Source organism: Pseudomonas sp. C1C7, assembly GCF_013359595.1.
Classification (GTDB): Bacteria; Pseudomonadota; Gammaproteobacteria; order Pseudomonadales; family Pseudomonadaceae; genus Aquipseudomonas.
The window spans coordinates 1-24,209 of the sequence record NZ_JABFMP010000026.1; the positions used below are offsets into that span (position 1 = coordinate 1).

22 protein-coding genes are annotated in these 24,209 nt (G+C 61.7%); 11 read left to right on the forward strand and 11 right to left on the reverse strand.

Features of this window, described 5'->3' with window-relative positions; genetic code table 11:
• Positions 1-78: 78 nt before the first annotated feature.
• The 8 genes from HNO86_RS30135 to HNO86_RS20190 form a co-directional block, all read right to left on the reverse strand.
• On the reverse strand, positions 79-267 hold the full coding sequence (locus HNO86_RS30135) for a hypothetical protein (RefSeq protein WP_218583528.1): 189 nt from the start codon (positions 265-267) through the stop codon (positions 79-81).
• 529 nt (positions 268-796) lie between these two features.
• Positions 797-1,807, reverse strand: coding sequence for a YeiH family protein (locus HNO86_RS20160; RefSeq protein WP_175378689.1), 1,011 nt, complete (start codon positions 1,805-1,807; stop codon positions 797-799).
• Entirely contained in the window at positions 1,804-2,130 is a 327-nt protein-coding gene (locus tag HNO86_RS20165; protein ID WP_175378690.1) for a Rieske 2Fe-2S domain-containing protein, read from the reverse strand. Before HNO86_RS20165 ends, HNO86_RS20160 begins: the two co-directional genes overlap by 4 nt.
• The gene (locus HNO86_RS20170; protein WP_175378691.1) at positions 2,127-2,789 is read right to left on the reverse strand and encodes a DsbA family protein; all 663 of its coding nucleotides are present in this window, start codon (positions 2,787-2,789) and stop codon (positions 2,127-2,129) included. The genes HNO86_RS20165 and HNO86_RS20170 overlap by 4 nt, the downstream gene beginning before the upstream one ends.
• On the reverse strand, positions 2,786-4,105 hold the full coding sequence (locus tag HNO86_RS20175; protein ID WP_175378692.1) for an MFS transporter: 1,320 nt from the start codon (positions 4,103-4,105) through the stop codon (positions 2,786-2,788). Before HNO86_RS20175 ends, HNO86_RS20170 begins: the two co-directional genes overlap by 4 nt.
• Before the next feature lie 102 nt (positions 4,106-4,207).
• Positions 4,208-5,260: a 3-keto-5-aminohexanoate cleavage protein gene (locus HNO86_RS20180; RefSeq protein WP_175378693.1), complete on the reverse strand. Its 1,053-nt coding sequence runs from the start codon at positions 5,258-5,260 to the stop codon at positions 4,208-4,210.
• Positions 5,261-5,347: 87 nt separating this feature from the next.
• The gene (locus HNO86_RS20185; protein ID WP_175378694.1) at positions 5,348-6,196 is read right to left on the reverse strand and encodes a TauD/TfdA family dioxygenase; all 849 of its coding nucleotides are present in this window, start codon (positions 6,194-6,196) and stop codon (positions 5,348-5,350) included.
• 15 nt (positions 6,197-6,211) lie between these two features.
• The gene (locus tag HNO86_RS20190; protein ID WP_175378695.1) at positions 6,212-7,192 is read right to left on the reverse strand and encodes a quinone oxidoreductase; all 981 of its coding nucleotides are present in this window, start codon (positions 7,190-7,192) and stop codon (positions 6,212-6,214) included.
• Between the two features lie 357 nt (positions 7,193-7,549).
• On the opposite strand from HNO86_RS20190, the gene HNO86_RS20195 reads away from it, so the two are divergent.
• From HNO86_RS20195 to HNO86_RS20205, 3 genes are read left to right on the forward strand one after another with little or no spacing between them, the layout of a single operon-like run.
• Positions 7,550-8,779 (forward strand): efflux RND transporter periplasmic adaptor subunit, encoded by a 1,230-nt coding sequence (locus tag HNO86_RS20195; RefSeq protein WP_175378696.1) that lies wholly within the window; start codon positions 7,550-7,552, stop codon positions 8,777-8,779.
• Complete coding sequence (locus tag HNO86_RS20200; protein ID WP_175378697.1) at positions 8,776-11,976, forward strand: efflux RND transporter permease subunit; 3,201 nt, start codon at positions 8,776-8,778, stop codon at positions 11,974-11,976. Before HNO86_RS20195 ends, HNO86_RS20200 begins: the two co-directional genes overlap by 4 nt.
• 1 nt (position 11,977) lies before the next feature.
• Positions 11,978-13,405, forward strand: a complete 1,428-nt coding sequence (locus HNO86_RS20205; RefSeq protein WP_175378698.1) for an efflux transporter outer membrane subunit — start codon at positions 11,978-11,980, stop codon at positions 13,403-13,405.
• A 270-nt stretch (positions 13,406-13,675) separates the two neighbouring features.
• Here the strand turns inward: HNO86_RS20205 and ppk2 are convergent, their stop codons facing one another.
• From ppk2 to arcD (HNO86_RS20220), 3 genes are read right to left on the reverse strand one after another with little or no spacing between them, the layout of a single operon-like run.
• On the reverse strand, positions 13,676-14,497 hold the full coding sequence (ppk2, locus tag HNO86_RS20210; RefSeq protein WP_175378699.1) for a polyphosphate kinase 2: 822 nt from the start codon (positions 14,495-14,497) through the stop codon (positions 13,676-13,678).
• A gap of 54 nt (positions 14,498-14,551) precedes the next feature.
• Positions 14,552-15,214, reverse strand: coding sequence for a hypothetical protein (locus HNO86_RS20215; RefSeq protein WP_175378700.1), 663 nt, complete (start codon positions 15,212-15,214; stop codon positions 14,552-14,554).
• A gap of 57 nt (positions 15,215-15,271) precedes the next feature.
• Positions 15,272-16,699, reverse strand: a complete 1,428-nt coding sequence (gene arcD, locus HNO86_RS20220) for an arginine-ornithine antiporter (protein ID WP_175378701.1) — start codon at positions 16,697-16,699, stop codon at positions 15,272-15,274.
• A gap of 418 nt (positions 16,700-17,117) precedes the next feature.
• Between arcD (HNO86_RS20220) and arcD (HNO86_RS20225) the strand changes: the two genes are divergently transcribed.
• The 8 genes from arcD (HNO86_RS20225) to HNO86_RS20260 all read left to right on the forward strand — a co-directional run bounded on the left by arcD (HNO86_RS20225) (position 17,118) and on the right by HNO86_RS20260 (position 24,067).
• Complete coding sequence (gene arcD / locus HNO86_RS20225) at positions 17,118-18,545, forward strand: arginine-ornithine antiporter (RefSeq protein WP_175378702.1); 1,428 nt, start codon at positions 17,118-17,120, stop codon at positions 18,543-18,545.
• Between the two features lie 31 nt (positions 18,546-18,576).
• Complete coding sequence (gene arcA / locus HNO86_RS20230) at positions 18,577-19,833, forward strand: arginine deiminase (RefSeq protein ID WP_175378703.1); 1,257 nt, start codon at positions 18,577-18,579, stop codon at positions 19,831-19,833.
• A 17-nt stretch (positions 19,834-19,850) separates the two neighbouring features.
• Entirely contained in the window at positions 19,851-20,861 is a 1,011-nt protein-coding gene (locus tag HNO86_RS20235; RefSeq protein ID WP_175378704.1) for an ornithine carbamoyltransferase, read from the forward strand.
• A 152-nt stretch (positions 20,862-21,013) separates the two neighbouring features.
• Positions 21,014-21,943 carry a carbamate kinase gene (arcC, locus tag HNO86_RS20240; RefSeq protein ID WP_175378705.1) on the forward strand — a complete coding sequence of 310 codons (930 nt, stop codon included), beginning with the start codon at positions 21,014-21,016 and terminating at the stop codon, positions 21,941-21,943.
• A 61-nt stretch (positions 21,944-22,004) separates the two neighbouring features.
• On the forward strand, positions 22,005-22,367 hold the full coding sequence (locus HNO86_RS20245; RefSeq protein ID WP_175378706.1) for a DUF5064 family protein: 363 nt from the start codon (positions 22,005-22,007) through the stop codon (positions 22,365-22,367).
• A gap of 58 nt (positions 22,368-22,425) precedes the next feature.
• Positions 22,426-23,004 carry a hypothetical protein gene (locus HNO86_RS20250; protein ID WP_175378707.1) on the forward strand — a complete coding sequence of 193 codons (579 nt, stop codon included), beginning with the start codon at positions 22,426-22,428 and terminating at the stop codon, positions 23,002-23,004.
• Positions 23,005-23,039: 35 nt separating this feature from the next.
• Complete coding sequence (locus HNO86_RS20255; protein WP_175378708.1) at positions 23,040-23,714, forward strand: MarC family NAAT transporter; 675 nt, start codon at positions 23,040-23,042, stop codon at positions 23,712-23,714.
• 98 nt (positions 23,715-23,812) lie between these two features.
• Positions 23,813-24,067 (forward strand): hypothetical protein, encoded by a 255-nt coding sequence (locus HNO86_RS20260; RefSeq protein ID WP_175378709.1) that lies wholly within the window; start codon positions 23,813-23,815, stop codon positions 24,065-24,067.
• Positions 24,068-24,209 lie beyond the last annotated feature (142 nt).

A 24,209-nucleotide genomic window follows, 5' to 3' on the forward strand; every position in this document is an offset into this window, starting at 1 on the left:
GCCTTCGGCAGCTCCTACATCGATTCGGGTCAGCCACAGATCCAGCGTCTGCCACAGAGACTGTGGGGGAGCCTGCTCCTACAGTGGTTCGAGGTTGCCCGCAGCTTTGTGTCTAGCCACAAAACCTGTGGGAGCTGGCTTGCCAGCGATGGCGGCCTGACGGATGTACCCCAAACCACTGTAGGAGCCGAGCTTGCTCGCGATGCACGCCAGAACACCACGGGGCACCAGACAGCCCGCGTCATCGTTGACCACTATCGCGAACATGCTCGCTCCTACAGGGGTTCCCGACCTGCTTTGGCTTTGGCTTTTGATCTTGCTCTTGATTTTGATCTGCCCCGTCGGAAGGCCGAGTGGAGGTGTTCATCCGGGGGGTAAGGCGCGCGGGCCGTGCGGCGCAGCCGCACACATCGAGAGGAGGTGCAGCGCAGCAAACCGGAGGCGATGCCCCCGGATGGACACCGGAGCTCGGGAACCCCGAGCCTCAGCGAGGGGCCGTACGTCAGGGGATAAAAGCGCTTGGTTACTTGGCGCTTTTCCAAGTAACCCGCCGTCAGGCGGAACCATAAGCCGCCGTTACCGCAGCAATGGATATGTACACAGCCTAAAAAGCTCGCGAGCCTGCTCGCTCCTACAGGTTTGCGTGACACCCCACAGGTCTATGTTCCAACAGAAAACGCAGGCAAAAAAAACGGCGACTGCTGGTACAGTCGCCGCGAAAAGCCGGTGTTTTTCAAGCACCGGCCGTCGACTGCAACACGTCAGGAGTCAACGTGCTGCAGCCCTGCCACTATCGTCAGGCACCCCAGTGCAGCAACAGCAACACCAGAACAACCAGGAACACCGTCTCCCCCACCATCAGCAAAATCGGTTTGATCCCCACCGACGCCAGTTCTTTCAGCCGGGTCTTCATCCCCAGCGCACTGATGGAAATCACCAGGCACCAGCGCGACAGTTCGTTGACCGCGCCCTGCACCGCCGGGACCACCCAGCCGGTGCTGTTGATGCAGGCCAGGATCAGAAAGCCCACGGCGAACCAGGGCAGCAATGGCGGACGCTTGCCGGTCGGATCAGCGCCCTGCATGCGAGTGATCATGGCGGCAGTGACGATCACCGGCAGCAGCATGGCAACACGCATCAGCTTGACCACCGTGGCCGTGTCGCCCGTCTCGGTGGACATGCTGTAACCCGCACCCACCACCTGTGCCACATCGTGAATGGTCGCGCCGAGGAACACCCCCGCCAGCTGCGGCGACAGGTGCAGCCAGTTGGCGATCATCGGGTAGACGATCATCGCCATCGTCGACAGGGCCGAGACGCCGATCACCGTGAACAGGGTCGCGCGTTCTTTCTGCGGATGATTGGGCAGCGCCGCCGCCAGCGCCAGGGCCGCCGAAGCGCCGCAGATGGCCGTCGCGCCACCAGTGAGCATGCCGAACAGGCGTTGGAAGCCCAGGGCCTTGGCCGCGATCACCGACACGCCGATGGTCACCACCACCAGAATCACCACCAGCGCAATCGGCTTCCAGCCCAGCGCCGCCATCTGCTCCAGGGTGATGCGCATGCCCAGCAGCGCTACGCCGATGCGCAGCACCGTGCGGGCGGTGAATTCGACGCCGGCCTTGCACGCACCGTCGTCGGCCAGAAAATTCAGGGCCATGCCCAGCAGCAAGGCAAACAGCATGACCGGCGCACCGTAGTGCTCGGACAGGAACGAGGCGGCTGCGGCCACGATCAGGCTGACGATAAACCCCGGTGCCAGTTCGCGCGTGCGACTGTGGATACGGGTCAGGGCAATGGCGCTCATGGCGCGGACTCCTCTGAAGCGATGACGATAAACGCCTGGTCGTCGATGATCTCGACCGGGTAGTTGTTGACCTTCACCAGGTTGGAATTGAGCATGTAGCCACTGCGCAGGTCGAACCGCAGACCATGGGCGCAGCACTGGATCACCCTGCCCTCAAGGCGCCCGCCGCACAGCGAGGCGCCCTGATGCGGGCAGCTGTCGTCGATGACGTACAGCTCACCGTCGACGTTGAACAACGCCAGGCTCTTGTCATCGAATTCGAACAGCGCCCGGCCACCGGCCGGCGGGTATTTGCCGGCGGGTACGGGAATGCGCCGAGTCATGCGGTTGCCCGCTCGCGTTCTTGTTCCTTCAGCGCTTCGTTCATCGCCCCGAGCAGCGCATGGGCCGGTTGCGCACCCACCACGCTCATGCGGCGATTGAACTGAAAGCTGGGTACGCCACTGGCGCCGCCGGGAAAACCGTCGAACGGCGTGGCGTCGCCCAACAGGCAGTCGGCCACAACCCGAGGATCGATACCGCAGGACTGCGCGATGGCAAGCAAGGTTTCACGGTTGCCCAGGTCTTCGCCCTTCTGGAAATACGCAGCGAACAGGCGCTCGATCAGTACATCGCTCTGCACCGCATTGCCCTGGGCACTGACCCGTTCCATCAACCGATGGGCATCGGCGGTGTTGGGCATCACCGCAATGTTGCTCAAGTCGATGTTCAACCCCACCGCCGCGGCCGCCTGCTGCACCTGGGCCTGACGCATGGCCACGGCGTCGGCATTGCCCAGGCGCTTGCGATAGAACTCGGCGAAGGGTTCACCCTGCACCGGAATCTGCGGCAGCAACTGCACGCCATGCCACTTCGTGGAGATCTGCACATCCGGGTGACGACTGCGAAACTGCACCTGGGCATGCTCCATTTGACGCTTGCCGATCAGGCACCAGGGACAGATGAAATCGAAAAACACATCAATATCTAAACGACGACTCACAACTTCACCTCAAGCCCGGCTTGAGCAACGGGGTAAGGCACGCTCTGACCCTGAAGACGGGCAATATCTTTGTGGTAATGACACTTGGCGTAGAAGAACACTGCCGCGGCCGCGAGGCTGACCAGCGGCACCAGCTGGAAAGCCGCGTGCAGGCCGATCAGGTCGGACAATTTGCCGGTCAGGAACGGTCCGGGCGCCAGGCCCAGCATGTTGTTGGCCAGGGTCAGCGTGGCGAACGCCGTGCCGTGGACCGAGTAATGGGTCAGGTTGGCAACCATCGCACCGGCAGGCCCGGTGGTACCGGCGGCAATCAGCATGCCCATGCAGATCAGCAGCAGTTGCACAGGCCCCGCCGGCAAGGCGAACGCGGCCGACAACAGCAGGCAGCTGCCCAGGCAGTAGGCGATCGCCAGCGCCACCTTGCGCTCCGGCGAGTTACGGCACAGACGGTCGCTGAGCATGCCGCACAGGATCATCCCGGCACCGCTGCACAGCACGATGATCGCCGCGACACCGCCCGCCTTGTCCGTGGTCATCTCGTAGTAGCGATTGAGGTAGCTGGGCATCCACACAATCACCGTACCGCCAACGAACAGTTGCAGGCCGCTGCCGATATAAGTCGCAATCACCGACTTGCTCGACCACAGGGTGCGCAACGGACGCTTGACCGCGGCAGTCGCCGTGTCCACCACGCGCTTGGGCGCGATGCGGGCTTCCTTGACGATGATCGGGTACAGCACCGCCAGCACCAGGCCGAACAGCGACATCCCGGCAAACGACCAGCGCCAGCCCAGCTTGGCGGCAATCGCGCCGCCCAGGGCCATGCCCAGCACCGAACCGAACATGCCGCCGGCCATGAACGCACTGGCCAGGGTGGCGCGCATGTGTTTGGGGAACACCGAGATCACCACGGCGATACCGACACTGCCGTAGGCGGCCTCGCCGACGCCGACCATGAAGCGGGCGATGAACATCTGCTGGTAGTCCTGGGCCAGGGCGCAACCCAGGGTCGCCAGGCTCCAGAGCATGGCCATCAGCGCCAGGCTCTTGACCCGGCCGAAACGGTCGGCGAGCAACGACAGCGGGAACGTCAGCAGCCCGACCATCAGCGCGACGATGCCGCTGAGCAGGCCAAGCTGGCCGTCGCTCAGGGCCCATTCGCCCTTGAGCAGCGGGAATACCGCGTTCAGCACCTGACGCGACATGTAATCGGAAATCAACAGACCGAACGTCAGAGCGAAGACGATCCAGGCATACGGACGCGCAACAGCGACGGCACCGTCGTCATCGCCAGCAGCGATTGGGTGAAAGGCCATTCAGCCTCCTCGAAACCTTGTTTTATTGTTGTTATCGAGCTTGTTTGACGGGTGGGGACGAGAGGTCACGGCCTCCCGTCCCGTCCCGTTTGCGACTACGGATCAGCCGCGTTGTGGCACGCCCTTCTGCCCGGCCTTGCGGTTGGGGGCCATGCCGTTGGCCAGCAGGGTTTCCTCGATGCTGTTGTACTTCACACCGATGCGATAGATCTCGCGGGCTTCTTTGCCGCTGGCGATTTCGCGACCCAGTTCGTGGGCGATGCGCACGGTCTGCTTGATCTGGTCGACCGAGCCGAAACGGTCGCCCTTGTGATCAATGATAGTGTCTTCGTTACCCACACGCGGGTGCAGGCCCATGGCCATGGACATGGTGTTGAACGGCATGACGTTCTTGAGCAGCGATTCGCTGGTCAGGGTGCAACCGTCCGGCGCGCGGTGGATGAAGTTGAAGAAGTTGAACGGGTTAGGACCGTCGAAACCGCCGCCGATGCCGATCCAGGTCAGGTTCAGCGGGCCCATGTACACGCCACGGCGCACCAGGCGCTCGAGGGTTTCCAGGGCGTGCATGCCGGTCAGCTGGAAATGCGGCTGGATGTTGTTGTCCATCAGGCGCTTGAGGTGCTCGGCCACCCAGGCCGGCCCCGCCGGTACGGTCATTTCGCTGTAGGCGGCATGGACCATCGGGTTATCCAGGGACGTGCCCTTGAGGTACTCCGGATACAACAGCTCCATGATGTTCATCTGGGTGGTGTTGATCGCCACGGTCACCTGATCCGGTTTCGGCGTCAGCTCGGCCAGCATGTGGCGGGTGTCGTCCGACAGCCACTTGGCCGCCTCGCCTTCACTTTCCGGAGCGAAGGAGATCGAACCGCCGACCTGGATGATCATGTCCGGCACGGCTTCGCGCACACCGGCGATCAGTTCGTTGAACTTGGACAGGCGCTTGGAGCCCTTGCCGTCCAGTTCACGCACGTGCAGGTGCAGCACGGTGGCGCCGGCTTCGTAGCAGTCGACCGCTTTCTGCACCTGCTCGTCCATGGTCAGCGGGATGTCTTCCGGGAAGTCTTCCGGCATCCACTCCGGGCCGTACGGGGCCACGGTAATGACCACCTTTTCCATGTTTTCCGGGTGCAGGGAATCGTCAAAAAATTGCATGGTGTACTCCAGTTCTTATGATTGTCCCGTCCGCCCGGGGTCGTGCCGGGCAGACGTATTTATGAGTGCGGATGCAGAAAGGTCGGATCAGTACGTCTTGTCACCGATGATCCCGGCGCGCTCCATCTTGCGATGGCACGGCGGGTAGTCCATGACGGCGTAATGCTGGGTGCTGCGGTTGTCCCAGATGGCGATGCTGTTGGGTTTCCAGCGCCAGCGCACTTGGTACTCCGGGATGTAGGCCTGGCTGATCAGGTAACGCAGCAAGTCGCTGGCGCCCGGGTTGGCGTCCTGGCCGAAGCGCACCCGGTCCGGGGTGTGGTAGTTGCTGAAATGGGTGGTGAAGGCGTTGACGAACAGCACTTTCTCACCGGTTTCCGGGTGCGTGCGCACCACCGGGTGCTCGGCGTCCGGGTACATCGCCTTGAGTGCCAGACGCTTCTCGATCGGCATGGCCGCGCCAAAGCTGGCTTCGATGCTGTGACGGGCGCGCAGGTCGGCAATCTTCAGCTTCACGTCGTCCGGCAGATTGGCGTACGCCTGGACCATGTTGGTCCACATGGTGTCGCCGCCCACCGGCGGGCATTCCACGCAGCGCAGCACGCAGCCCATGGGTGGTGCTTCGCGCCAGGTGGCGTCGGTGTGCCAGGCGTTTTCGTAGCGGTCCATCGGCTGGTCGGGGTTCTTGTAGATGCGCACCAGGCCCGGGTGATCCGGATCGCTGCCGGCCACCGGATGGTCTTCCAGCTCGCCGAACCGGCGGGCGAAGGCCACGTGGTCGGCGCGGCTGATGTCCTGGTCGCGCAGGAACACCACCCGGTGCTTGAGCAACTGGGCACGAATCTCGGCGAAAAGACCATCGTCGTGGACCGCGTCGGCGAGGTTCACGCCGATCAGTTCCGCGCCGATGTTGCAGGTCAATTGTTCGACTTTCATGGCAGGCAAACTCCCTTAAATGACGAAAATCGAGGAGCCGGTGGTCTTGCGCGATTCCAGGTCACGGTGGGCCTGGACGGCGTCCTGCAAGGCGTAGTGCTGGTTGATCTCGATCTTGATCCGGCCGCTGCCGACGTGATCGAACAGCTCGCCGGCCAGGGCGGCTTTTTCCGCCGGGTCGGCGATGTAGTCGGCCAGGGCCGGACGGGTCATGTACAGCGAGCCTTTCATCGCCAGCATCACCGGGTCGAACGCCGGGATCGGGCCGGATGCGGTGCCGACGCAGACCAGCAGGCCGCGGCGCTTGAGCGAGTCCAGCGAGCCCATGAAGGTATTCTTGCCGACGCTGTCGAACACCACGTTCACGCCGACGCCGTCAGTCAGTTCGCGGACGCGCTGGGCGACGTCTTCGTGGCTGTAGTTGATGTAGTGGTCACAGCCGTGGGCCTTGGCGATTTCGCCCTTGGCATCGCTGGAAACGGTGCCGATGACGTTCAGGCCGAGCAACTTGGCCCATTGCGAAACGATCAGGCCGACACCGCCAGCCGCGGCGTGCAGCAGAATGCTGTCGCCGGCCTTGAAGTCGTAGATGCGGCGCATCAGGTACGAGGACGTCAGGCCGCGCATGGTCATGGCCGCGGCGGTCTCGAAGCTGATGGTTTCCGGCAGCTTGATCAGCGGCGCGGCCGGGATCAGGCGTTCGGTGCTGTAGGCGCCCAGGGTGTTGAGGAAACCGGTGTAGGTCACACGGTCGCCCACCTGAACATTGGTCACGCCCTCGCCGATGGCCTGGACCACGCCGGACGCTTCGACACCCATGCCGTTGGGCATCGGGATCGGGTAGGTGCCGTTACGAAAGTAGGTGTCGGCATAGTTCAGGCCAACGGCTACATGACGAAGACGAACCTGACCCGGACCGGGTTCGCCGACTTCGACATCTTCATAACGAAGTACTTCGGGACCACCGGTTTCGTAAAAGCGTACGGCTTTGGCCATTTTGTTGTTTCCCCAGTCAGCATTATTGTCGGGTGCGTCGAATTGCGCTGATTGGACTGTAGGGCGCCGCCCCTTGGGTCGCTTCTCATCAGACGACAATGGCTTTTCATTTCATGACAGCCGGCGTTTCAATGGGCTGGCCTCTTCGCGGGCAAGCCTCGCTCCTACGGAGCCTGTGTCGATCACAAGGCCTGTGAACTACACAAAAACCCGTAGGAGCGAGGCTTGCCCGCGAAGGCACCGGATCCTCCAACATCAATGTCGAATGTGCTGATTTTCATTGGCTTTCAACGCGGTTAGCGCTGCGCAAACTTTGTGTCTACGCTTCTGATCGGGGAGACAGTCAGGAGCGTGGGGATGGGTGTGAGATCATTCGTTGTCGGGCAGCGCTTGAGCCTGCCTGTTGTTGCCCTTGTCGGGCTTTCGAGTCTGTTGGGTGGATGTGGCAAAGAGCCGGTTGCACCGGCCCGCCAGCCACCGGAGGTGACCGTGATGACGGTGGCCTCGCGCGATACGCCGGTCACTTTCGAATTCGTCGCCCAGACCCAAAGCTCACGGGAAGTGGAAATCCGCGCCCGGGTCGCCGGCTTCCTCGACAAGCGCCAGTACACTGAAGGCGACCTGGTGAAAACCGGGCAGGTCCTGTTCCAGATGGACCGCAAGCCGTTCGAAGCCGCGCTGGCCTCGGCCCAGGGCCAGATGGCCCAGCAACAGGCGCGCTGGGAAGTGGCCAAGGCCACCCTCGCCCGCGTCCGTCCGCTGGCGGCGCAGAACGCGGTCAGCAAGATGGACCTGGACAACGCCGTGGGCTCCGAGCGCGAAACCAAGGCCGCGGTGCTCGCCGCCGAAGGCCAGGTGCGTACCGCACAGCTGAACCTGAGCTACACCACCATCACCTCGCCGCTCAACGGCCTGTCCAGCGACGCGAAAAAGCAGGAAGGCAGCTACGTCACTCCCGGCGAATCGGGCCTGTTGACCTCCGTGTCGCAGATGGACCCGATGTACGTCAACTTCAGCCTTTCGGAAAACGAAACCCTCAAATACCGCGACGAAATCGCCGCCGGGCACCTGATCTTCCCGCCACGCAGCGACTTTGTCGTCGAGGTGGTCCTGGCGGACGGCACCACCGTTCCGGAACGCGGCAAGGTCAACTTCACCGCGCCGTCCTACAGCCAGGACACCGGCACCTTCCTGGTCCGCGCGGTGCTGGCCAACCCCAACGGCCTGCTGCGTCCCGGCCAGTTCGTGCGCGCCCTGGCCAAGGGCGCGACCCGGCCGAACGCGATCCTGGTGCCGCAAAAAGCCGTGCTCGAAGGCGCCAAAAGCAAATTCGTCTGGGTGATCAACGGCGAAGGCAAACCCGAGCAACGGGTGGTCGAGGTCGGCGAATGGCAAGGTGACAACTGGTTCATCAACAAAGGCCTGAAAGCCGGCGAGCGCATCGTGGTCGACGGCGCCCTCAGGGTCACCCCCGGCGGAGTGCTGAAAATCAACGAGGCGGCCGTCAAGGCGCCGGTCCCCGCTGAATCCGGACAAACCATCAAGGCCGGCCCGACCACGCCACCTGCCAGTGGGAAAGCGCCATGAGCATTTCCCACTATTGCATCGACCGACCGATCTTCGCTTCCGTCATCTCCATCGTCATCACCCTGGCCGGCGCGGTGGCCATGCTGGCGCTGCCCGTGGCCCAGTACCCGGACATCACGCCACCGCAAATCACCGTGGCGGCCACCTACCCCGGCGCCGATGCGCAGGTGGTGGCCAATAACGTCGCGGCACCCATCGAGCAGCAGGTCAACGGCGCCGACAACATGATCTACATGAACTCGTCGAGTTCGGCGACGGGCAACATGACCCTCAACGTGTTCTTCGAGATCGGCACCGACCCGGCCCTGGCCCAGGTCGACGTGCAGAACCGGGTCAACCTGGCCCTGCCGCAACTGCCCGACGCGGTGCAGAGCCAGGGCATCCAGGTGCAGAAGAAATCCTCGGCCTTCATGATGGTGCTGGCGGTGTACTCGGCGGGCGACCGCTATGACAGCACCTACGTCGCCAACTACGCCAACCTCTATATCCTCGATGCCATCAAGCGCATTCCCGGCGCCAACCAGGCCAGTATCTTCGGCACGCCGGACTACGCGATGCGGATCTGGCTCAAGCCCGACCGCATGGCTCAGCTGGGCATCACCGCGGCTGATGTGCAGAAAGCCGTGGCCAACCAGAACCAGCAATTCGCCGTGGGCCGGGTTGGCCAGTCGCCGACCGGCTCGCCGGTGGAGCAATCTTTCGCGGTGACCACCAAGGGCCGCCTGACCGAGCCTTCGGAGTTTGAAAATATCATCCTGCGTGCCAGCAACGAAGGCGCGGCCATCGTGCGGCTCAAGGACGTCGGCCGGGCGGAACTGGGGCAGAAGGACTACTCGCTACGCAGCACCTACCAGGGCAAACCGGCGACGCTGATCGCGGTCTACCAGCAACCCGGCGCCAACGCCCTGGACGTTTCGGCGGCGGTGACCAAGACCCTCTCGGACATGAAGGCCACCTTCCCCGAGGGCATCGAATACAAGGTCGTGATGGACACCACCGCCTTCACCCGCGCGTCGATTTCCGAGGTGATCCACACCTTCTTCGAAGCCCTGGTGCTGGTGGTGATCGTGGTGTTCCTGTTCCTGCAGAGCCTGCGCGCCACGCTGATTCCGGTGATTGCGGTACCGGTGTCGATTGTCGGCACCTTCATCGGCATGACCGCCCTGGGTTTCTCGGTGAACATGCTGACGCTGTTCGGCATGGTGCTGGCCATCGGTATCGTGGTGGACGACGCGATCGTGGTGATCGAGAACGTCGAGCGCAACATGCACGTGCACAAGATGAACCCCAAGGACGCCGCCAAACGGGCGATGGACGAAGTGGCGGGCCCCGTGGTCGCCATCGTGCTGGTGCTCTGTGCGGTGTTCATCCCGGTGGCGTTCATGGGCGGGATCACCGGCCAGCTCTATAAACAGTTCGCCATCACCATCGCCATTTCCGTGGTGATTTCAGGCCTGGTGGCCCTGACCCTGTCTCCTGCCCTCGCCGCCCTGCTGCTAAAGCCGCAGCACGGTGAAAAGAACAGATTCTTTCGCTGGTTCGAACGCAGTTTCGAGCGCATGACCGACGGTTATTCGCGCTCGGTGGCGTTCATGATCAAGCGTTTCGCCCTGGCCTTGCTGGTGTTTGCCGGGATGATCGTGCTGATCGTGCTGATGGGCAATCGCATCCCCAGCGCCTTCCTGCCGCCCGAGGACCAGGGTTACCTGCTGGGCGCGATCATCATGCCCGATGCCGCGAGCCTGGATCGCACCGGCGCGGTGGGACAGGTGGCCAGTGATTTCTTCCAGAACGACCCGTCGGTGGAAGGCGTGGCGATCGTCAACGGCTACAGCCTGCTGGACGGCCAGAACAAGAACAACGCCGGCGCGTTTTTCGTCGGTTTCAAGGATTTCGAAGGCCGTTACAAGGACTCCGACACCATCGCCCAGCAAAGCGCCCCGGCGGTGATCCAGAAAGCCGCCCGCGCCTTCTCTACCGTGCAGGAAGGCATCATTCTGCCGGTGAACCCGCCGTCGATTCCGGGCCTGGGCACCACCGGCGGCATGGAGGTCTGGGTGCAGAGCAAGGGCGACGGCAATGTCGACCAGTTGGCCGAGATGGTCGGCACCCTGGTGGCCAAGGCCAAGGAACGTCCGGAACTGGGCGCCGTCACCTCGACCTTCAACGTGCATTCACGGCAACTGATGGTCGATGTCGACCGTGAGAAAGCCGAGTCCCTGGGCGTACCGGTGGAAGACGTCTACAGCGCGATGCAGACCATGTTCGGTTCGCTGTACGTTTCGCAGTTCAACAAGTTCAGCCGCTTGTGGCAGGTGATCCTGCAGGCTGAGCCGGCCTACCGCCTCAAGGCCGAAGACCTGCAGGAAATCTACGTGCGCAGCAAGAACCTCGGCATGGTGCCGCTCAAGGCCGTGCTGACCACCCGCTACGTCACCGGGCCGGACCTTCTGACCCGTTTCAACAACTTCCCGGCGGTCAAGCTCACCGCCAACGCAGCCCCCGGCTACAGCTCCGGCCAGGCCCTGGCGGCGCTGGAGGAAATCAGCGCAGAGATCATGACCAACGACTTCGCCCTGGCCCTGAGCGGCGAGGCCTTCGAGGAGAAAAAGAGCGGTGGCGCGTCCTCCCAGGTGTTCATCTTCGGTCTGGTGATGGTGTTCCTGATCCTCGCGGCGCAGTACGAGAAATGGTCGCTGCCGGTGGGTGTGCTGATGGCGGTGCCGTTCGCCATCTTCGGCGCCCTGCTCGCCGTATTGATCCGTGGTTTGAGCAATGACGTGTACTTCCAGATCGGCTTGACCATGCTGGTGGCGCTGGCGGCGAAGAACGCGATTCTGATTTTCGAGTTCGCGGTGCTGAACCGCGAGACCGGCATGTCCGCCTACGATGCCGCCATGACCGCCGCCAAGGAACGTCTGCGGCCGATCGTGATGACCTCGCTGGCGTTCATCCTGGGTTGCGTGCCGTTGGCGATTGCGGTCGGTGCGTCCGAAAACAGCCGGCACTCCATCGGTACCGGGGTGATCGGCGGCATGCTCGCGGCGACGGTGATTGCGGTGTTCTTCATTCCGGTTTTCTACTTCCTGATCGAGCGCGTGACCGGCAAGAAGGATGACAAGCAAACACTGTTGACTCAGACACCTTCCGCGCACATCCCCGACGGGGCGGCGCAAAACAAGCATGAGGGGGATTGAGATGCGCAAGAACTCTATCCCGCTTTGTCTTTGCCTGGGCTTGAGCCTGACCGGCTGCATGGTCGGCCCGGACTATCAGGCGCCGAACATCGACACCCCGGCGGCCTACCGTTATGCGGACAAGGAAGCCAAGGACCTGTCCAACACCCTGTGGTGGGAGCAGTTCCAGGACCCGGTGCTCAATGAGCTGATCCGCAGCGCCCTGCTCGAGAACAAGGACATCAAGATTGCCGCGGCCCGGGTCGAGCAATTCCAGGGGCGCTATGTAGAAACCCGATCCCTGTTCTTTCCTCAGGTCGGTCTGGACAGCCAAGGCCAGCGCACACGTTCACCGCGGGACAACGGCCCGGTGCCGCTGGATTCGTCGGTCGATCCGGTGTTCAACAATTATCAGGCGCTGCTCAGCGTCAATTGGGAGCTGGATATCTGGGGGCGTCTGCGGCGTCTGAACGAGTCGGCCCGCGCCGATCTGCTGGCGTCCGAGGAAGGTCGGCGCAGTGTGATCCTGAGCCTGGTGTCGTCGGTGGCGACCAGTTACATCACCCTGCGGGATCTGGACCGCGAGCTGGAAATCGCCCGCACCACGGCCAAGGTCCGGGGTGATTCCTATGGCATCTTCAAACAGCGCTTCGAGGCCGGGGTGATTTCGGAGATGGAACTGGCGCAGAACCTGTCCGAGTATCAGCGCACCCAGGCGTCGGTGGCGCAATTCGAGCCGCTGGTGGCGCAGCAGGAAAACCTGCTGGCGATTCTGCTCGGGCGCAACCCAGGGCCGATCCTGCGCGGGCGCAGCCTGGCGCAACTGACGCTGCCGGCGGTGCCCGCCGGGTTGCCATCGGACCTGCTGGAACGCCGGCCGGACCTGCGTCAAGCCGAACTGGATCTGATCTCGGCCAACGCCCAGATCGGCGCGGCCAAGGCCCAGTATTTTCCGACCATCTCCCTGACCGGGATGCTCGGTTCGGTGAGCAACCAGCTCTCGGACCTGTTCACCGGCCCTGCGGCGACCTGGTCCTACGGGGTCGCGGCGAGCATGCCGATCTTCACCGGTGGCGCAATTGCCGGGCAGGTTCAGCAGGCCGAAGCCTTCCAGAAACAGGCGCTGCTGACCTACCAGAAAGCCATTCAATCGGCCTTCGGCGATGTGGAAAATGCCCTGGTCGCCTCCAGCAAGTCCCGAGAACAAATGGCCTTCCAGGCCGGCCAGGTCGACGCCCTGCGCACCTACGCCCACTACGCGCGGCTGCGCTATGACAACGGCTACACCAGCTACATCGAAGTGCTCGACGCCGAACGCAGCCTGTTCGACGCCGAAATCAACTACACCCGCACGCGTGGGCAGGTGTTTACCTCAATGGTCGATCTGTACAAGGCCACGGGTGGGGGCTGGGTGTCCAAGGCGGATGAGCTGACGGCGTCGGGGTCTTAAAAAGGTCTGTGTCTCACACAATACCTGTAGGAGCGAGGCTTGCCCGCGAAGAGGCCGGCACATCCAACATCGATGTCGGCCTATCTGACGCCTTCGCGGGCAAGCCCGCTCCCACATGGGTTCTGTGTCGTTCAGGGGTATGAAAGCCAGTCTCGGGACCTGTAGGAGCGAGGCTTGCCCGCGAAGAGGCCGGCACATCCAACATTGATGTCGGACCAACTGACGCCTTCACGGGCAAGCCTCGCTCCTACACATCCGGCAGTGGATGCTTCAGAACTTCTCGGGCACGCGGCGCAGCGGGTGGTCTGCTTCTTTGTAATTCCCCTGTTTCTGGCGCTTGGGCAGGACGATCCTTTCGCGCTTGACCTCCTTGTAGGGAATGCGGCTCAACAGATCGGTGATGATGTTCAAACGCGCCCTGCGCTTGTCGTTGGAGTTGGCCACCAGCCATGGTCCGTACTCGGTGTCGGTGGACTTGAACATGTCGTCGCGGGCGCGGGAGTAGTCGTACCAGCGGCTGTAGGACTTCAGGTCCATCGGTGACAGTTTCCAGATCTTGCGCCCGTCCTCGATCCGCGCTTCCAGCCGACGGGTCTGTTCTTCCTCGCTGACCTCCAGCCAGTACTTGAGCAGGATCACCCCCGAATCAACGATCGCCCGCTCCACCGCCGGCACGGACTTGAGGAATTTCTGCGCCTGTTCCTCGGTGCAAAACCCCATCACCCGCTCGACGCCCGCGCGGTTGTACCAGCTGCGATCGAAGATCACGATCTCACCGGCCGCCGGCAGGTGCGGCAGGTAGCGCTGCAGATACATCTGGCTCTTTTCCCGATCAGTCGGCGCAGGCAGCGCCAGCACCCTGAACACCCGCGGGCTGACCCGCTCGGTCAGCGCCTTGATCGTCCCGCCCTTCCCGGCACCGTCGCGCCCCTCGAAGATTACGCAGATCTTCACGCCTTCCTGCTTCACCCACTCCTGCAACTTGACCAGCTCGACGTGCAGCAAGCGCAACTGAGCCAGGTAGTCCTTGTTGCTCAATTTCGTTTCTTCTACCGGCTGTTTCTTCTTCGCGTCTTTCTTGCCTTTTGCCATGTTCAATACCTCACGAATACGGACCACTGACAGTTATCAAAGGAAGGGAGCGGACTAGCCGCCCAGAGCAATGATCGCGGACACCAGCAAGGTGCCGGCGATGGCCAGCGCAAAAGCGCCCAGCCAGGGCTTGAGGCCCGCATAGCGCGCCAGCACCCACCCGGCCACGAACAGCATCCCGACGCCGACCAGGTTGGAGACGCGCACGGCCTGTGCCGTCTGGTCCACCAGCAGAAACGGCAACGCAACGGGAAAGGTCGAAAACACCACCAACAGGAAAACCCCGAACGCGCCCTTGAAATCATCGAAGCCAAGTCGGGGCGGCACGTTCTGTGCCGGTGCCTGGAGCAAGCGCTGACGCAGCATTTCCACCCCCTCGCTGCCAACCGCCGTGGCGATACGCGGGGGCAACGCATCAGCCACCAGCGCCTGCCCGGCAGCAGGATCCGGATCGCTGTGCAGGCTGGCGAGCAAGGTGCGTTTGCGACTGCGTTCGATCAGCACTCCCAGCAAATACATCGCCGCATCGGCCAGGCCCCAGGCCAGGTTGCAGCCCAGCGCGGCGATCAGCATCACCCGCTCGGCTTCCTGGTCGGTGGTGACGACGCTGATGGTGGACGTGAAGGTCATTGCCATCAGCAGGCCGAAAATCACCTCCGTGGCACGCTCGATCGGGTCGAGCACGGGTGCGCGCTTCTTGTCGCCACTGCTCTGCATGGGTCCAACCTCGCATTTCAGCCCGGTGTTGAGTGTAGTTTGAAACGCCCGTGACGCTTACAGCGACAGCACACCGCTGTACAACCCATAGGCCGCCAGCCCTGCTCCGATGATGACCAGGGCGAAGATGCCCTTCTCGAGGGTGGTGAACAGCGGCTGGCCCTGCTCGCGCTTGGCCTTGGCGAACAGGATCACACCGGGTGCGTAGAGCAAGGCCGAGAGCAGCAGGTATTTGACCCCGCCGGCATACAACAACCACACCGCATAACCCAGGGCGATCGCACCGATCAGCAGGTCCTTGGTGCGTTGCGCCGAGTCTTGCTCGTAGGTTTCGCCACGCCCGCTGAGCAGCACCGCATAGGCCGCCGACCACAGGTACGGCACCAGAATCATCGAGGATGCGAGGTAGATCAGGCTGGTGTAAGTGCCGGCGGAAAACAGGGTGATCAGCAGGAACAGCTGAATCATGCCATTGGTCAGCCACAAGGCATTGACCGGCACGTGATTGGCGTTTTCCCGGGTCAGGAACACCGGCATGGTGCGGTCCTTGGCCGTGGCGAAGAGGATTTCGGCGCACAGCAGCGCCCAGGACAGCAAGGCGCCGAGCAGCGAAATCGCCAGGCCGATGCTGATCAGCAAGGCGCCCCACGGGCCGACAATGCGCTCCAGCACCGCCGCCAGCGACGGGTTCTGCAAGGTGGCCAGTTCCGGCTGGCTCATGATCCCCAGCGACAGCAGGTTCACCAGCACCAGGAGTGCCAGCACGCCGAGAAAACCGATCACCGTCGCCCGGCCGACATCGGAACGTTTTTCCGCCCGGGCCGAGTAGACGCTGGCCCCTTCAATGCCGATGAACACGAACACGGTCACCAGCATCATGTTGCGCACCTGGTCCATCACGCTGCCGAAGCTCGGATTGGCGCGACCCCAGATATCGCGGGTGAAGATATCGGCCTTGAACGCCACGGCGGCAATCACGATGAACATGATCAGCGGCACGACCTTGGCCACGGTGGTCAATTGGTTGATGAAGGCCGCCTCCTTGATGCCGCGCATCACCAGAAAGTGCACGGCCCACAGCAGCACCGAGGCGCAGCCGATGGCGATCGGCGTATTGCCTTGGCCAAAGACCGGAAAGAAATAACCAAGAGTGCTAAACAGCAAAACGAAGTAGCCGACATTGCCCAGCCAGGCACTGATCCAGTACCCCCAGGCAGACGAAAAACCCATGTAATCGCCGAAGCCGGCCTTGGCGTAGGCATAGACACCGGAGTTGAGTTCCGGCTTGCGGTTGGCCAGAGTCTGGAACACGAAGGCCAGGGTCAGCATGCCCACCGCCGTGATGCCCCAACCGATCAGCACCGCGCCGGCTTCGGCGCGCTCCGCCATGTTCTGGGGCAACGAGAAGATCCCGCCACCTATCATTGAACCGACCACCAGCGCTATCAGCGCACTCAAGCGAAGCTTTTGTGTCGGCTGCGACATACCTGTGTCTCCCTCCACGGTAAGACTTAAGTTGCAAGACCATCAAATGCTTGTAATCAACTTGTTTGGACGATAGCGCATTAATAAATTTGCGCTAATGCCAACTGAATAGGACTTATAGCCAATCGAAATAAAAAGTTTATCTGTAATTTCGGTCAATTAACCAAAAAGTACAGGATCCAAAAACGAAAGCTATTCTTTACAATAAAAAAAAGTGAACTAATGTCTAGATTCAGCTGTATCCGCCTCTTAACAGCAAAGCCTCTGGAAAAGGCTTTTACGGCTGTTGGTTAATTGACCTGCACATTATTAGGTCACTCACTAACACCGTTGTTGTATGCCATTGATCCAGGTCAGTCGATTGAACAGGTAATGGAAATAATCTGCTTTCTCTCTTCTCGCACAATGGAGTCAACACATGTCTGAATCTCCCGGAAAGTTGCGATTGGGTGCATTGGTAGCCCTGGTTGTTGGCTCGATGATTGGGGGCGGGATCTTCTCCTTGCCACAGAACATGGCGGCCAGTGCCGACGTAGGCGCCGTGCTGATCGGGTGGGCCATCACCGCGGTCGGCATGCTGACCCTGGCCTTCGTGTTCCAGACCCTGGCCAACCGCAAGCCTGATCTGGACGGCGGGGTCTACGCCTACGCCAAGGCCGGTTTCGGCGACTACATGGGCTTCTCTTCGGCCTGGGGTTACTGGATCAGTGCCTGGCTGGGCAACGTCGGTTACTTCGTGCTGCTGTTCAGCACCCTGGGTTACTTCTTTCCAATCTTTGGCGAGGGCAATACGGTAGCGGCGATCATCGGCGCCTCCGTGCTGCTGTGGGCCGTGCACCTGCTGGTGTTGCGCGGGATCAAGGAAGCGGCGTTCATCAACGTGGTGACCACCGTCGCCAAGATCGTGCCGCTGCTGCTGTTCGTGCTGATCGCGCTGTTCGCCTTCAAGCTGGACATCTTCACCGCCGACATCTGGGGCGTGAAAAACCCTGACCTGGGCAGCGTAATGAACCAGGTGCGCAAGATGATGCTGGTCACCGTCTGGGTGTTCATCGGCATCGAAGGCGCGAGCATCTTCTCGGCCCGGGCGGAGAAACGCAGCGACGTCGGCCGCGCCACCGTGATCGGCTTCATCACCGTGCTGCTGTTCCTGGTGCTGGTGAACGTGCTGTCGCTGGGCATCATGACCCAGCCTGAGCTGGCCAAATTGCAGAACCCATCGATGGCGGCGGTGCTCAAGCACGTGGTGGGCGACTGGGGTGCGATCCTGATCAGTGTCGGCCTGATCATTTCCCTGCTCGGCGCCCTGCTGTCGTGGGTCCTGCTCTGTGCGGAGATCATGTTCGCCGCCGCCAAGGACCACACCATGCCGGAGTTCCTGCGCAAGGAAAACGCCAATCACGTACCGGTCAACGCCCTGTGGCTGACCAACGCGATGGTGCAGATTTTCCTGATCATCACGCTGTTTTCCGCCAGTACCTACCTGTCGCTGATCTACCTCGCCACCTCGATGATCCTGGTGCCTTACCTGTGGTCGGCGGCCTATGGGTTCCTGCTGGCGGTACGCGGCGAAACCTATGAAAACGCGCCATCGGAACGCAGCAAGGACCTGTTCATCGGCGCCATCGCGCTGCTGTACGCGATCTGGCTGATCTACGCCGGCGGCATGAAGTACCTGCTGCTGTCCGCCCTGCTCTATGCCCCCGGCGCGATCCTGTTCGCCAAGGCCAAGCTGGAATTGAAACAACCGGTATTCACCCACGTCGAGAAGCTGATTTTCGCCGCAGTGGTCATTGGCGCCCTGGTGGCGGCCTTCGGTCTCTACGACGGCTTCCTGACCTTGTAACGACTGCTTTTTTATCTGGAGGATCACTGAAATGACCACGGAAAAAGTCAAGTACGGCGTTCATTCCGAAGCCGGCAAACTGCGCAAAGTCATGGTTTGCTCCCCCGGTCTTGCCCATCAGCGGCTGACCCCAAGCAACTGCGATGAACTGCTGTTCGACGATGTGATCTGGGTCAACCAGGCCAAGCGCGATCACTTCGATTTCGTCACCAAGATGCGTGAGCGCGGCATCGAAGTCCTTGAAATGCACAATCTGTTGACCGAGACCGTGCAGAACCCCGAAGCGCTGAAATGGATTCTGGATCGCAAGATCACCGCCGACACCGTCGGCCTGGGCCTGACCAACGAAGTGCGCAGCTGGCTCGAAGGTCTGGAACCGCGCAAGCTCGCCGAGTTCCTGATCGGTGGCGTGGCCGGTGAAGACCTGCCCGACAGCGAAGGCTCCGGCGTGATCAAGATGTACCGCGACTATCTGGGCCATTCGAGCTTTTTGCTCGACCCGCTGCCCAATACCCAGTTCACCCGCGATACCACGTGCTGGATCTATGGTGGCGTCACCCTCAATCCGATGTACTGGCCGGCCCGCCGTCAGGAAACCCTGCTGACCACCGCCATCTACAAATTCCATCCTGACTTCACCAAGGCTGATTTTGAAGTCTGGTATGGCGATCCGGACAAGGACCATGGCAAGGCCACGCTGGAAGGTGGCGACGTGATGCCGATCGGCAATGGCGTGGTGTTGATCGGCATGGGCGAGCGCTCTTCGCGCCAGGCCATCGCCCAATTGGCGCAATCGTTGTTCGCCAAAGGCGCGGTGGAAAAAGTGGTGGTTGCCGGCCTGCCCAAATCCCGCGCGGCCATGCACCTGGACACCGTGTTCAGCTTCTGCGATCGCGATCTGGTCACGGTGTTCCCCGAAGTGGTCAAGGAGATCGTGCCGTTCATCATCCGCGCCGACGAAAGCAAACCTTACGGACTGGACGTGCGCCGTGAGAACAAATCGTTCATCGAAGTGGTGGCCGACGTGCTCAACCTGCCAAAACTGCGGGTGGTTGAAACCGGCGGCAACGCCTTCGCCGCCGAACGCGAACAGTGGGACGACGGCAACAACGTGGTGGCGGTGGAACCCGGCGTGGTCATCGGCTACGACCGCAACACCTACACCAACACCCTGCTGCGCAAGGCCGGCGTGGAAGTCATCACCATCAGCGCCGGCGAACTGGGGCGCGGGCGTGGCGGCGGCCACTGCATGACCTGCCCGATTGTCCGCGATCCGATCGACTATTAATTTCAGGGAGACGCACCATGGCTTTCAATATTCATAACCGCAATCTGCTGAGCCTGGAACATCACAGCACTCGCGAATTGCGCTACCTGCTCGACCTGTCCCGCGACCTCAAACGCGCGAAATACACCGGCACCGAACAGCAGCACCTGAAGGGCAACAACATCGCGCTGATCTTCGAAAAGACCTCGACCCGTACCCGTTGCGCCTTCGAAGTGGCTGCCTATGACCAGGGCGCGAATGTCACCTATATCGACCCGAACTCTTCGCAGATCGGCCACAAGGAAAGCATGAAGGACACCGCCCGGGTGCTCGGGCGCATGTACGACGCGATCGAGTATCGCGGCTTCAAGCAGGAAATCGTCGAGGAACTGGCCAAGTTCGCCGGCGTGCCGGTGTTCAACGGCCTGACCGACGAATATCACCCGACGCAAATGATCGCCGACGTGCTGACCATGCGCGAACACTCCGACAAGCCGCTGCACGACATCAGCTACGCCTACCTGGGCGACGCGCGCAACAACATGGGCAACTCGCTGTTGCTGATCGGCGCCAAGCTGGGCATGGACGTGCGCATCTGCGCGCCGAAAGCACTGTGGCCGACCGACGACCTGGTGGATCGCTGCAAGAAATACGGTGAAGAAAGCGGTGCCCGCATCACCCTCACCGAAGATCCGAAGGCCGCGGTCAAGGGCGTGGATTTCATTCACACCGACGTCTGGGTATCGATGGGCGAACCGGTGGAAGCCTGGGCCGAGCGTATCCAGCAACTGCTGCCTTACCAGGTCAACGCCGACCTGATGAAAGCCACCGGCAACCCGCGCACCAAGTTCATGCACTGCCTGCCGGCTTTCCACAACAGCGAGACCAAGGTCGGCAAGCAGATTGCCGAGCAATATCCACACCTGAAGAACGGCATCGAAGTGACCGATGACGTGTTCGAGTCGCCAGCCTGCATCGCCTTCGAGCAAGCGGAAAACCGCATGCACACCATCAAGGCGATTCTGGTGTCGACACTGGCTGACCTGTAACGCAGATCAGCGGGTCAAACTACTTGTCCCGCTGCCTGACCTGTAGGAGCGAGGCTTGCCCGCGAAGGCGGCAGGCCTGACACACCGTGAAAGTCCCTTCGCGGGCAAGCCTCGCTCCTACGGGATCACCGAACTCTGAAAGGACTTGCATCATGCGTATCGTCGTTGCTCTGGGCGGTAATGCCCTGCTTCGCCGGGGTGAACCGATGACCGCTGACAACCAGCGCGCCAACATCCGGATCGCCACCGAACAGATCGCCAAGATCCATCCCGGCAACCAACTGGTCATCGCCCACGGCAATGGCCCTCAAGTGGGCCTTTTGTCGCTGCAGGCGGCGGCCTACACCTCGGTCACTCCCTACCCGCTGGACGTGCTCGGTGCCGAAACCGAAGGCATGATCGGCTACATCATCGAACAGGAACTGGGCAACCTGCTGGCCTTCGAGGTGCCTTTCGCGACCCTGCTCACCCAGGTCGAAGTCGACGCCAACGACCCGGCCTTCAAGAACCCGACCAAACCCATCGGCCCGGTCTACACCAAGGACGAAGCCGAGAAACTGGCCGCCGAAAAAGGCTGGGCCATCGCCCCCGACGGCGACAAGTTCCGCCGCGTGGTCGCCAGCCCCAAACCCAAGCGCATTTTCGAAATTCGCCCGATCAAGTGGCTGCTGGACAAGGGCAGCATCGTGATCTGCGCGGGCGGCGGCGGCATTCCGACCATGTACGACGAAAACCGCAAGCTGCAGGGCATCGAGGCGGTGATCGACAAGGACCTGTGTTCGTCCCTGCTGGCCGAGCAACTGGAGGCCGATCTGCTGGTGATCGCCACCGACGTCAACGCGGCTTTCATCGACTACGGCAAGCCGACCCAGAAAGCCATCGGCCAGGCCCATCCGGACGAACTGGAACGCCTGGGGTTCGCCGCCGGCTCCATGGGCCCCAAAGTTCAGGCAGCCTGCGAATTCGCCCGCCATACTGGAAAGGTCGCCGTGATCGGTTCGCTCTCGGATATCGAGGCGATCGTTCAAGGCAAGGCCGGGACCCGTGTGAGCACCGCCGCACCGGGGATCAGCTACCGATAAAACGATGTGCCAGGCAGGTTAATCCCTGCCCGGCCTCACGATTTCCAAAGGGGATAAGAAAATGGCCATGTTCGAGCCAGGTCATCTGCACATCGAGCGCCATGCGCTGAACGACAAAGATGTGAGCTACAACATTCACCTCGACTACGAAGTCAGCAGCGATCCCAAGCAAGGCAAGGGCATGCTGTTCACCATGCACGGCAGCATCCAGGGCAAGGAACTCAAGGAGACGTTCTTTCTGCCCAAGGAAGAGGCCTACAACTTCGCCAGGAACGTGACGCAAATCGCCGAGAAATACGGTATTCCCAAGTCCATGAGCAGCATCGGCTCAATGCACAAACACTATGACCTCATGTTCGAGGATGTACGGGTGCAGCTGAACATGAAGTCCGGGGATACGGTCAATCCCGAACACTTCGAGTGACCTGCAGACGCTTCAAACGGATTCGTTCTGTCACACCATTGAATGGAAAAACAGGCTTATGAAATCTATCCGCTCCCTTGCTTCTGCCGTCGCCCTCGCCTCCCTCTTTTCAACCGCTTGCCTGACGGCCCATGCCGCCGATATTCCGTTGGGCAGCCGCGCCATTGAAGGCCACATCGTCTCGAAGGTCCTGGCCGTCGATCCGGCGAACTATCAGGTGACCATCGAAGGCCCGGACCAGCAACCGGTGCCCCTGCAGCTCACCGACCAGGCGAAGAACCTGAACAATCTCAAAGTCGGCGACACCGTCGATATCCAGGTGATCCGCTCGGTCGCCTATGTGCTGGACACCACCGTCGGTGGCGCGCCAGGCATGACCAATGAAGCGATGACCGTCCGTGCGACCAAGGATAATCCCAACCCCGGCGGTGAAGCCGTGCGTCAGGTCAAGGTCACCTCGAAAATCACCAAGATCGACATGAAAACCCACGAAGTGACGCTGATGCCTCCGGAAGGGAAACTGCGGGTGGTGAAGGTCGAGGATCCCGACCTGCAAGCGCGCATGAAGAACCTCAAGGAGGGCCAGACGGTCGACGCCGTTTATACCGAAGTGCTGAAGGTCCAGACCTCGCGCTAGTTGCGCGGCCCTGAACGAAAGGACCCGGGTTCGATATGATAGATCTGCTCAATGCTATCGGGCTCGGGTTGCTGGCGCTGCTGCCGTTGACCAACCCGCCGACGACCGTGGCGCTGTTCCTTGCCCTGAGCAAGGGACTGAGCCAGAAGGAAAAGGACTCCCAGGCTTTTCTGACGTCCTTCTATGTGTTTTTGATCATGGCGGTCACCTACTACATCGGTGCCTTCGTCATGGATGCCTTCAACATTTCCATCCCGGGCCTGCGCATCGCCGGCGGCGGGATTCTGGTGATCATGGGCTTGAAGATGCTGTTTCCGCCGCCACCCCAACCCGTCGTTGCCGGGGCCAGCACCGCGGAACAGCCGACCTTCGCTTTCATCCCGCTGGCCATGCCCAGTACCGCCGGGCCCGGCACCATCGCGATGATCATCAGCGCCGCCGCCACCATCAAGAACAACACCTTGTTCCCGCCGTGGGTGCTGCTGGTCGCCCCGCCGCTGATCTTCATGCTGACCGCGCTGATCCTCTGGATCTGCCTGCGCTGCTCGGGATTCATCATGCGGATCATGGGCCAGTCAGGCATCGAAGCCATCTCGCGGCTGATGGGTTTTCTGCTGGTGTGCATGGGTGCGCAGTTCGCGATCAATGGCTCGGTGGAGGTCCTGCAAACCCTGATCGACCACAACGCTCACCTGTTGCGAGCGCAGTGAATCCGCTGCGCTGCGATGGGATGAATGGCCGGTGTTTACCCGGCAAAGAGGCGGAAAATCGGCTGTACTCAAATTCCGGGTTCATGGGAGACACGATCATGAAAAAGCCCAGGGCACTTGGTTGGCTGGCGATGATTTTATTGCTGGTGGTGAACGGCACGGCGTGGGCCGCCACCGACCGCTCCGAAAAACGCCGCGCCGCGCGCGATACCCGCCAGGAAACCCGTCAGGACGCGCGTCAGACGAAACAGGATTGCCGGGCGGCCGACGCCAAGAGCAATCCGGAATGCAGGCAGGACAAACGCGAGACCCGGCGCGAAGGTCGGCAGAAGGCCAGGGATATCAAATATTGAGCCTTGATATCTGTGTAGCAGCTGGCGAAGCCTGCGTTGGGCTGCGAAGCAGTCGCAAAATCAGACAATGCGGTGTTTCAGGTAAATCCGGGATTCAGGTTTCACGACTGCTGCGCAGCCGAACGCAGGCTTCGCCAGCTGC